This window comes from Candidatus Nitrosopumilus sp. bin_68KS, assembly GCF_054095825.1.
Genome location: NZ_JBSWSP010000022.1, coordinates 36757 through 47313 on the forward strand (window position 1 = coordinate 36757; position 10557 = coordinate 47313).

13 protein-coding genes are annotated in these 10557 nt (G+C 33.7%); 8 read left to right on the plus strand and 5 right to left on the minus strand.

Going from position 1 to position 10557, the window contains the following annotated elements; translation table 11 throughout:
• Positions 1-4 precede the first annotated feature (4 nt).
• Both ACW9W3_RS09045 and ACW9W3_RS09050 read left to right on the plus strand, forming a co-directional pair.
• On the plus strand, positions 5-925 hold the full coding sequence (locus ACW9W3_RS09045) for a transcription initiation factor IIB (protein WP_457765817.1): 921 nt from the start codon (positions 5-7) through the stop codon (positions 923-925).
• 81 nt (positions 926-1006) lie between these two features.
• Positions 1007-1336, plus strand: a complete 330-nt coding sequence (locus ACW9W3_RS09050) for an ArsR family transcriptional regulator (RefSeq protein ID WP_457765818.1) — start codon at positions 1007-1009, stop codon at positions 1334-1336.
• A 15-nt stretch (positions 1337-1351) separates the two neighbouring features.
• Here the strand turns inward: ACW9W3_RS09050 and ACW9W3_RS09055 are convergent, their stop codons facing one another.
• A complete protein-coding gene (locus ACW9W3_RS09055; protein WP_457765819.1) occupies positions 1352-1939 on the minus strand; it encodes a hypothetical protein in 588 nt (195 codons plus the stop codon).
• A gap of 165 nt (positions 1940-2104) precedes the next feature.
• On the opposite strand from ACW9W3_RS09055, the gene ACW9W3_RS09060 reads away from it, so the two are divergent.
• Genes ACW9W3_RS09060 through ACW9W3_RS09080 form a run of 5 tightly spaced genes read left to right on the plus strand, consistent with a single transcriptional unit; the run spans position 2105 to position 7785 of the window.
• Positions 2105-2266: a hypothetical protein gene (locus ACW9W3_RS09060; RefSeq protein ID WP_457765820.1), complete on the plus strand. Its 162-nt coding sequence runs from the start codon at positions 2105-2107 to the stop codon at positions 2264-2266.
• A gap of 49 nt (positions 2267-2315) precedes the next feature.
• Positions 2316-4817 carry a M1 family metallopeptidase gene (locus ACW9W3_RS09065; RefSeq protein ID WP_457765821.1) on the plus strand — a complete coding sequence of 834 codons (2502 nt, stop codon included), beginning with the start codon at positions 2316-2318 and terminating at the stop codon, positions 4815-4817.
• Positions 4810-5217, plus strand: coding sequence for a hypothetical protein (locus tag ACW9W3_RS09070; RefSeq protein WP_457765822.1), 408 nt, complete (start codon positions 4810-4812; stop codon positions 5215-5217). The genes ACW9W3_RS09065 and ACW9W3_RS09070 overlap by 8 nt, the downstream gene beginning before the upstream one ends.
• 44 nt (positions 5218-5261) lie before the next feature.
• Positions 5262-6179 (plus strand): methylmalonyl Co-A mutase-associated GTPase MeaB, encoded by a 918-nt coding sequence (gene meaB, locus ACW9W3_RS09075; protein WP_457765832.1) that lies wholly within the window; start codon positions 5262-5264, stop codon positions 6177-6179.
• Positions 6180-6183: 4 nt separating this feature from the next.
• Positions 6184-7785 (plus strand): acyl-CoA mutase large subunit family protein, encoded by a 1602-nt coding sequence (locus ACW9W3_RS09080; protein ID WP_457765823.1) that lies wholly within the window; start codon positions 6184-6186, stop codon positions 7783-7785.
• A 58-nt stretch (positions 7786-7843) separates the two neighbouring features.
• On the opposite strand, the gene ACW9W3_RS09085 is transcribed toward ACW9W3_RS09080, so the two are convergent.
• Entirely contained in the window at positions 7844-8662 is an 819-nt protein-coding gene (locus ACW9W3_RS09085; RefSeq protein ID WP_457765824.1) for a hypothetical protein, read from the minus strand.
• Positions 8663-8787: 125 nt separating this feature from the next.
• Between ACW9W3_RS09085 and mce the strand changes: the two genes are divergently transcribed.
• Positions 8788-9186: a methylmalonyl-CoA epimerase gene (gene mce / locus ACW9W3_RS09090; protein ID WP_457765825.1), complete on the plus strand. Its 399-nt coding sequence runs from the start codon at positions 8788-8790 to the stop codon at positions 9184-9186.
• Here the strand turns inward: mce and ACW9W3_RS09095 are convergent, their stop codons facing one another.
• From ACW9W3_RS09095 to ACW9W3_RS09105, 3 genes are all read right to left on the minus strand, one after another.
• The gene (locus ACW9W3_RS09095) at positions 9187-9744 is read right to left on the minus strand and encodes a CBS domain-containing protein (protein WP_457765826.1); all 558 of its coding nucleotides are present in this window, start codon (positions 9742-9744) and stop codon (positions 9187-9189) included. It abuts the gene before it with no gap.
• 73 nt (positions 9745-9817) lie between these two features.
• The gene (locus tag ACW9W3_RS09100) at positions 9818-9994 is read right to left on the minus strand and encodes a DUF1059 domain-containing protein (protein WP_457765827.1); all 177 of its coding nucleotides are present in this window, start codon (positions 9992-9994) and stop codon (positions 9818-9820) included.
• A 27-nt stretch (positions 9995-10021) separates the two neighbouring features.
• A partial coding sequence (locus tag ACW9W3_RS09105) for a putative PEP-binding protein (protein ID WP_457765828.1) occupies positions 10022-10557 on the minus strand: 536 nt, incomplete at its 5' end.

Here is a 10557-nt window from a genome sequence, read left to right on the forward strand (position 1 = left end):
TTAGATGGTAACTTCAAGCCAAAATTCTCTTTGTTTGCGTTGCGGAAAAAATTCTTTACTTACAGACGATGTTACAGGAGAAAGATTTTGTTCTAAATGTGGTTTTGTAATTTCTGAGACATCACAAGATTCAGGACCTGAGTGGAGATCATTTTCAAAAGATGGTGGTGCAGATCCTGCAAGAACTGGTGCTCCATCATCATTGATGATTCATGATATGGGATTGTCTACTGTCATCAATCCTATCAACAAAGACGCATCAGGAAAGCCACTTTCTACATCCATGAAAAGTACCATTGAACGACTCAGAACTTGGGATAGTAGAAGTCAAGTTCATGAACCCATAGACCGAAATCTCCGACAAGCACTCAGTGATTTAAATAAATTAAAAGACAAGGTTGCAATTCCTGCTAATGTTCTTGAGAAAGCATCATACATTTACAGAAAAGCATTGGAGAAAAAACTTGTCCGTGGACGCTCTATTGCAGCAATGATTGCAGCTTCACTTTATGCTGCATGCAGAGATACTGAAACTCCACGAACTCTAAAAGATATTGCTGATGCTGCCAATGTAAAGCGAAAAGATATTGCAAGATGCTATAGATTATTGCACCATGAATTGGAATTAAAAATGCCTGTCGTGGATTCCATTCAATGTATTGCAAGAATTTCAAGTAAACTCGATATTTCTGAGAAAACTAAACGCTATGCAGTTAAAGTTCTAAAAGATGCGCAAGAACGTAAAGAATCTGCTGGAAAAGATCCTATGGGACTGGCAGCTACTGCATTATACTTGTCATGCGTTCATAATGGAGTCTCGATTACTCAACGAGATCTTGCAGAAGCTGCAGGGGTGACTGAAGTTACCATTAGAAATCGATACAAAGGACTCAAAGCTGATCAAAGTACCCAATCAGATATTTAGATTCCATTGTTATGATATTTGTCTTGCAGTGCACATAGTTGTCTTCTCACTCATTATAACTCAAAATCATCTAGTAACAATATGCAAATCCTAAATCAATTAAAAATTGAAGATCTAGAAAGAAAAGAAGTTTTTCTTGAAATCTTATCTGACAAATATTGTAGATTAATCTTAGAATCTATAATGAATTCTTCAAAATCTGCAATTGAAATATCTCGAGAAAAAAATATCCCACTAAGTACCGTATATAGGAGAATACAGCAACTTCATGACTCCCATATGGTTCGTACTTCGGGTGTAATTACTGAAGAAGGGAAAAGACTCTTTTTGTATAAGAGCAAAATTAAAGAAGCCAATACACGATTCTATGATGGAAAGATCACTGTTGATGTAGTTTTTAACACCAACTAATCTTCTTCTAATTTTCTAATAATCATGTTCACTGAATTCACTGCCTAATGAAATAGATACCACAACAGTAGATTCTGTTGTCTGTGATTTCATTTTTGTATCTGGTAAAAATTCATGAAAAATTTCTTGTAGTAATTGTTCAGTGAAAATTGACCAATTACTTCCAAGCTCATGTTGAATGACAAAATGATGTATGTTGCCTTCTATTCTATGATCTGATTTCATTCCTGATGCACGCATATAGTCCTCTAATGTTTCAATACATCTTTTCAAATCATACCTTCCTTTGATAAATAAGACTGTGTCTTTGATTACGGGCTTTATTACATTGATAATTTCATTGATATCTTCAGAACTCATTTCTGCTCCAAAAATATCTAAAATTTTCTTTGGTACTGGAATAACTCCTATTTTTTCTGTATATCTGTCCCACTGGACATATTTTTCTAAAATTTGTCTTGCCATTACATTATGTGATATGTTGTGATTGTTTGCTTCGGCTTCTATCTCTTCAACTAATTTTATTGGTAAGCGATAAGTTACACTACGTGTTTTTTCTTTTTTTGGTGGATGCTGCTGCGATTTTATTGTCTTTGAATCCAACTTATAGAAGCCAAAGCTTTATGATCTTATAAGTTGGATCTATTCTGGTTATGATTCTGTTATCATAAATGATATTTATTCTCAGAAATGAAAATTATGGATTATTTTATACTCTTTTTCTATTCATACTAGACTAGGAGAAATCTAAGTTTGGTGAAATGAGATATGGGTCAATATTGTGAAAACTGTGGAAAATATATGAAAATTTCAGAATTAACTCATTGCTCAGATGAATGTTTACTATCTGGTCTTTGCGACAGCATTTCTATATCTGAGAATAATTTTAACGCAATTACTTGGGATGAAAGATCAGATCCTTGGACATGATCTATGAAAATGGAAAATCTACTTAAAGCCTAAGTAAAGTAATTTCATCGTGGACGTTACCCCGATTAATTATGAGTTAACTTTTGAGCCTGATCTTAAAAAATTCACTTTTTCTGGCACTGAAATCATTACTGCAGATTGTAAAAAATCTACAAATACAATTTCTATGGACTGCGCTGAGTTAAAAATAATCTCATGCCATGTACAATCAAGAGGAAATCTTGTAAAATCCACTACGGTTCTTGATGCAAAAAAAGAAGAATTACAAATCAAATTATCTGAAAAAATCAAAGGTAAAGTTATCATCAATATTGAATTTCAAGGCATTTTAAATGATAGGCTACTTGGATTCTATAGAAGCCAATATCATCAAAATGGAAAAACAAAATATCTTGCTACAACCCAGTTTGAAGCAGCAGATGCTAGACGTGCATTTCCATGTTGGGATGAACCTAAAGCTAAGGCTACTTTTGAAATTTCGATAATTGCTGATAATAGATTCTCCGCAATATCAAACATGCCAATTAAATCAAAGAAAAAAATTGGCGCCAAAACAGTTTATCATTTTGCAAAGACTCCTGTTGTTTCAACATATTTGATTTATCTTGGTGTGGGTGAATTTGAGTATCTGACAGGAAAAGTTGGAAAGATTCAGATCAGGGTTGTCACAACAAAAGGCAATAAATCAAAAGGAAAGTTTTCCCTAGAACTAGGGAAAAAACTTTTAACATCTTATGAAAAATATTTTGGAATAAAATACCCTCTACCTAAACTTGATTTAATTGCAGTACCTGACTTTGCAGCAGGTGCAATGGAAAACTGGGGAGCAATTACATTTAGAGAAACAATTCTTCTTTATGATCCTAAAACATCATCGACAAGAACTAAACAATTCATTGCCGAAGTAATCTCACATGAAATTGCACATCAATGGTTTGGAAATTTAGTTACTATGAAATGGTGGAATGATTTGTGGCTCAATGAAAGCTTTGCTACATTTATGGCTACAAAGTTTGTAGACAAATTTTATCCTGAATGGGATTTGTGGAATCAATTCATTGAGGATGCAATGAATGTGGCAATGGGTCTTGATTCTCTTAAAACAACACATCCAATTGATGTTACAGTAAATTCCCCTGCTGAAATTCGAGAAATCTTTGATGCAATTTCTTATGATAAAGGTGGATGTGTGTTGAGGATGCTTGAGAATTATGTTGGAGAGCCAAATTTCCAAAAGGGCCTAAAAAAATACTTGTCTGATTTCAAATACAAAAATGCTGAAGGGCAAGATTTGTGGAATGCGATTGGAAAAGCATCTGGAATGCCAGTTTCATCTATGGTTCACACTTGGCTCAAGCAACCTGGATTTCCATTAGTTGAAGTTGCTCAAGATGGAAATGTCCTCAAACTAAAACAGAAAAGGTACTTGCTTGAATCAGATGAAAAATTCAGTAAGGGCTTGTGGTCCATTCCATTATCTTTAGGATTGGATGGTGAATTTTCTAAAAAATTATTTACAAAAAAATCAATGTCCGTGAATTTGCCTAAAAATACCATGGGTTTTGTTGTAAACTATGGGCGAAAAGGATTCTATCGTGTTAAATACGATGAAGGGATTCTTCTTGATTTGAAAATGTTAGTAGATGAAAAACGAATCCCTGCAATTGATAGATGGGCAATTCAAAATGATTTATTTTCACTTTGTGTTTCTGGGAATGAGCAAATTCGAAATTATCTTGACTTTTCTGATGCTTATTTTGATGAAGATAGTTATCTTGCATCAGTTAATGTTGCACATAATCTGGCATCATTATACTTTAGAGCATTTGATGAAAAATTTGCCGAAGAGATTAGAAGTTACGCTGTAAATTACTTTAGAAAAATTTTATTTAATTTAGGATGGGAACCAAAAAAATCAGACAAACACACTGATGCTCTTTTACGTTCTTTTGTAATTTCAGCATTGGGAAAAATGAATGATGATGAAGTCACTGATGAGGCTATTAGGCGATACAAAAAATTCTTAAAATCTCCTAGTTCACTTACTCCTGATTTAGTAGAACCTATTTGTTCAATAGCTGCATGGAATGGAAATTTAAAAACTCATACAGAATTAACCCAATTATACAAGAATGCAAAAACTATGGAAGAAAAACTTCGATTCCTTGGCGCTATGTGTAGTTTCAAAGACAAAAAACTCTTGCTCAAATCACTTGATTTTTCTCAAACTCCAAATGTCCGTTCTCAAAATATGCAATTACCCATCATGAGGGTTGCTGCAAACCCATACGGTGACAAGGTTTTGTGGTCATGGTTGAAGAAAAATTGGAAAAAAATTAACAAAAAAGTAGGTCATGGAAATCCTTTGTTTAACCGAATTGTGGCCAGTATCTCTTCTGTAGCTGATGACTCGATGGAATCAGAAATTAAAACATTTTTCAAAAAAAATCCTACTCCTGGAACTGAGAGAACTCAAACACAAACCCTGGAAAGAATTAGAATCAACTCAAAACTCCTAAGACGAATGAGACGAGAATTCAAAGATGGCTAAAAAACTTGGGCCTCCAATTTTTCTTGGAATTTTTACTGTTTTAGCATTAGTTTTTCTCATAGGTGGTGCAACTGATAACAAAGATGAACTACGTCAAACTTTTCAGGTAGATGCAGTGTACTATGATACTGGACATGTGGAAATTTCATTTCTTGACAAATCTGAAAAGACAACTACTGTTGTCATGGAAATACTTGGAATGGGTGAGTCTTTCCAAAAAACATTCTATGATTATCAATTTATTGAAATTGTACCATTTCAAACTGTACCGAAATATGGTTGGGCAATACATCCTGTAGTTTTAGAAATTGATCATAAAGAATTTGGACATGTACAATTAAAAACTGAAATTCATGCGCTTGGTGATCCTGCTCCCCCTGTAATCTATTCTAAATCTTAGATCAGATACAAGATTTTATTGCACCTCTGAAATCTAATTGTGTGATGGATATGCTTGCAGATTTGAAAAGAGGAAAACGAGGTGCAATTGCCAAAGCCATTACCATTATGGAAAATGATCAAAAAGAAGCAAAAAAAATCATAAAGACTATTTTCAAAGATACTGGCAACGCCATTATCATTGGAATCACTGGTCCTGCAGGTGCTGGAAAAAGTTCACTGATTAACAAAACAGCAGTAGAGATGAAAAAATTAGGAACAAAACCTGCTGTTCTTGCAATTGATCCTACTAGCCATGTCACTGGTGGTGCTATACTTGGTGATAGAGTTAGAATGACTGAATCTACAGATTCTGGAACATACATCAGAAGTATTGCTTCCCGTGGTGCTACAGGTGCAGTTTCTCGTTCATTACGTAATAGCATTCGAATTTTAGAATATGCTGGATTTAATCCAATAATAATTGAAAGTGTTGGTGCTGGTCAAACAGAAGTTGAGATTTCTAATATTGCAGACATTACTGTAGTTGTTTTTAATCCCAATACTGGTGATAGCATTCAAACTATCAAAGCTGGTTTGACTGAAATTGGTGATATCTATCTTGTAAACAAAAGTGATCTTGCTGGAACAAATCAACTATTTGATGCAGTTAGAGACTTTATTGGAGATTCTGTTAGAAATCCAACTATCCTTAAAACATCTGTAAAAAAGAATTCTGGAATTACATTATTTGCAAAAACTCTCAAAGAAATGATGGTATCTAAAAAGAAATTAAAGAAGGAAAAAGAGCAAAAACGACTTGAAGACGAACTAAAGGATATTGTTTTAAATAACATCAAAGAAAAGATGGATCATATGTTAGATTCTGATAAATCATTCTCAAAATACCTCAAAAAATTACAAACAAAAACCATAGATCCATTTGATGCAGGAGATAAAATTACAAAATCCTTGTTAAAGTGATAAAATGGCTGCAAAAAAATCAATAAAATCAAAAAGTCCTGAAAAGAAAATTTTTACTGATTCCTCTTTTCCCGTAAAACGTATTTATCAAAAATCTGCTAAAAAAAGACCTCTTGAGGATGCAGGAAAATATCCTTTCACAAGGGGTATTCATCCTGAAATGTTTCGTGAAAGATTCTGGACAATGCGACAGTATTCTGGATTCGGTGATGCTAAACTTACAAATGAACGATTCAAATTCATGCTTGAAAAAGGACAAACTGGGCTTAGCATGGCCTTTGACTTGCCAACTCAGATTGGTTATGATTCTGATTCTCCTCAAGCAGAAGGTGAAGTGGGAAAAGTCGGTGTATCAATAACATCCATTAAAGATATGATGACTGCCTTTGATGGCATTCCTCTAGGTAAAGTTAGCTCTTCAATGACAATTAATTCCACGGCATCTACCCTGCTTGCATATTATATTGCCGTTGGAGAAGCTCAGGGATTCAAAAGCCATGAACTTCGTGGAACAACTCAAAATGATATTTTAAAAGAATACATTGCAAGAAATACCTACATCTATCCTCCTCAACCCTCGATGCGATTAATTGGTGATATGATTGGCTATTGTGCAGAAAAAGTTCCATCATGGTATCCCGTTTCAATTTCGGGATATCATATGAGAGAAGCTGGGTGTACTGCTACACAAGAAGTTGCATTCACATTGGCAAATGCTATTGCATACATTCAAACTTGTTTGGACGCAGGTTTGAAAATTGATGATTTTGCCCCCCGTCTTTCATTCTTTTTTTGCTGTACTATTGAATTCTTTGAGGAAGTTGCAAAGTTTAGGGTAGCAAGAAAAGTTTATGCAAAAATTTTAAAAGAAATGTTTCATGCAAAGAATCCACGTTCACTACAACTAAAATTTCATACTCAAACCAGTGGTGAATCATTGACTGCACAGCAACCAGATAATAATATCATTCGAGTTGCAATTCAAACAATGGCAGCTGTGGCAGGAGGCACTCAATCACTTCATACAAATTCTAGAGATGAAGCATTGGCTCTTCCTACTCAAGAGTCTGCAAAAATTGCACTTAGAACACAACAAATTGTTGCACATGAAAGTGGAATTACAAAAACGGCTGATCCTCTGGCAGGTTCTTACTATCTTGAAGAATTATGTGACCAAATTGAAGATGGTGTATGGAAATATCTTAAAAAAATACAAAAAATGGGCGGCTCTGTTAAAGCAATTGAAAAAGGATTCTTTCAATCTGAAATCCGAGCTAATGCATATCGTTTAAAGAAAGAAATCGATGACGGTGAACGAATAATTGTTGGCATGAACAAATATTCTGAAGAAGAAAAACAACCTGACTTACTTCGTATTGGCGGTGATGTGGAAATTCAACAGAAAAAAGCACTCAAAAAGTTACGTGATTCTAGAGACAAAAACAAATGGGAAAAAGCACTGTCTGCGATGAAAAGTGCTGCAGATACTGATGAAAATCTGATGCCTTACATAATTACTGCTGCCAAAGCATTTGCTACAACTGGTGAAATCAGTAATACATTCCGGGAAGTATTTGGTGAATATAGGCCAAAAGAAGTCTTTTAATTAGATCTTTTATGAATTTATTTTCAAAACTACTGTGAAATTTTATTTTTAATAGATTTTATTTTTTGCTTTTTGCAACATAAAAGTCTGCGTAGAAATTCCCGTCATCTTCATATTTTTCAGTATTGATTTCCATCTCATGCAATAAAGATAAAGTCTGTGCTTTTTCTTTAGGGCCTGAGAAACTTCTTTGATGTATTGGTTTTATGTCACTTTTTTCAACAGAGTAATCATACATCTCAAAAACTTCCTCAATATCTTCCATGTCAAACATTCTGAGAACAGAGAATGCAAAGATTGGTGTGATATACTCTGTTTCAGTTTTGATTGAATTGGATTGTCTATTTTTAATTACTTTTAATAGATTTAAAAATGCCTTGTAGCCGATATAACCAACACATCCAGTTGCAATCACTATGTCCATTTTGGGTAATGATTCTAGCAGATTTAATTTTTCAGCTTCAAGATCAACATTCATCCCTCTTTCACACAAATTCATCTCTTCTGAGAATTTTAGAGCCTCGTTTGAAATATCTATTTGATAGAAATTCATGTTATCCTTGCTGTCGCATTTCTTGTAGAATTGTTTAATTTCATTTTTCGTAGGCTCAGATCCATTTAAAAAGAAATCATTCAATTCTGACATTGTTAAATTATATTTCATCAATGATGCGTTGATGCCATATGAACTTCCTAAATCTAAAACATTGATGGGTCTTGATAATGATTTTTCTAATTGTTCTATGATGGAGTTGTACAATGGTTTTGTAGAATCTGAAATGGAATATTCTAATTTGTCCATTTCTTTTAGATATTCATATGGGGAATCCTGTGTGTAAATATCTGTAAAATCTTTTTTGATTTTTAATTCGTCCATCTTGGAGTATTGGTATTATTTGTTCCTTAATAAAACCCGAACATTGTTCTAGTCACGATACAAAAATTTTCTAATTTTAAAATAAAATAAATCCATTAATACTGTGAGTTGAGAATGTCTTTTAGATGAAAATTGATCATATAGCAATCGCAGTAAACGATGTTGAGGAATCCGCCAAAGTGTATCAACAAGCATTAGGTGTAGACAGCGTCGAATTTGAAACAGTAGAAACTGAAGGAGTTAAAGTTGCAATTATTCATTTAGAAAATGGTCGTGTTGAATTAATGCAACCAACAAATGATTTTAGTCCAATCAAAAAATTCCTTGATAAAAAAGGACCTGGATTACATCATATGGCATTAGAAACTGATAACATTGAAGATGAAGTAGAAAGGATGGAAGGATGTGGCATTCAATTCTTAGGTAAAGTGAGACCTGGATCTGCAGGAACTAAAGTTACTTTTATTCATCCAAAATCTCTTCATGGGGTTCTTGCAGAATTATGCTCTCATCCAAAAGAATGATTATTCCATCATTTTCAAAGTATCTGATGCGGTAATTATTCCAACAATTTTTGATTTTTTTGTAACAAGAATGCATTTTGAATATCTAATTAATGGAACAAGTACATTTGCTGGGGTGTCAAAATCTACTATTGGCGGTACAGGATCCATCGTATCTGCAAGTTTGGCCTTTTTTAGTTCTGATTCTCCTACATCTGCTAAGTGTTTTACAATACCATCTTCTGACACCACTCCCACAACTTCAGAATTACTAAAAACAGGAATTTGACTAATTGATAATTGATGCATTTTTTTGATTGCATCATGAAGTGTATTGGTTGGTTTTAGCTTTACAATATCTTTACTACAAAAATCCCCTGCTGTATGAGATGATGATTCCCCTTCTAGTTTTGCAAGATTATCGAAAATTCTCTTTGCTGTTTCATAGCTTGGCTGACTTCTACCTGATTCAATTTGATTAATCATTGAAGTACTAACTCCTGTCATTGTGGCCAGTTTTTTTTGTGTAATCCCTATCTTTTGTCTTATTTGTTTTATTGAATCAATACGTGGTAACATCTCATTTTGGATTATCTTGATTAGTTTTAAAATCTATAGTTTAACGGAATGGTTTTACTGCCTGCTATAGTTTCTAGATATCTTTGATTAATGATTTTATGCTAGATATTGATTCTGGGTTTAGTTCAATTTCTTTGTGTTTTTCTATCACATGTTGGGTTACTTTATCCATAAGTTCTTTTTCTGTTGGTGCGGTAGTGGACCATTTACAATCTTTTCCTGCATCTGAATAGCTAATGCTTTTTGTCATAATGAAATTACTTTGATTTGGAATTATTTATTTTTTCTTTGATTTTGTTTTCTTTTTCTTTGATTTTGCTTTTTTTGGTTGCTCTATTGCAGCTTGTGCTGCTGCAACTATTGCAATAGGAATTCTATGTGGTGATGCGCTAACATAACTCAGACCAATACTATGACAGAATTTAATTGAGCTTGGATCTCCTCCATGCTCTCCACATATTCCAATCTCCATGTTTGGTCGTAATTCCCGTCCTGCAGTAACGCCAATTTTTATCAAACTACCTACCCCGTTAACATCAATTGATTGGAATGGATTTCTCTCAAGAAGTTCTTTTTCCATATATTCTGGAAGGAATTTACCTTCTACATCTTCTCTACTAAAGCTAAATGTTCCTTGTGTCAAATCATTGGTACCAAAGCTAAAGAATTCTGCAGTAGTTGCAAGTTCATTTGCAGTAAGTGCTGCTCTTACCACCTCAATCATGGTTCCAAAATTAATTTTCAATTTCATCTTGTGTTTTGTTTCTGTCTCTTTTTTGATTCTGTCATAAATTTTCTTAATGTGGTTTAATT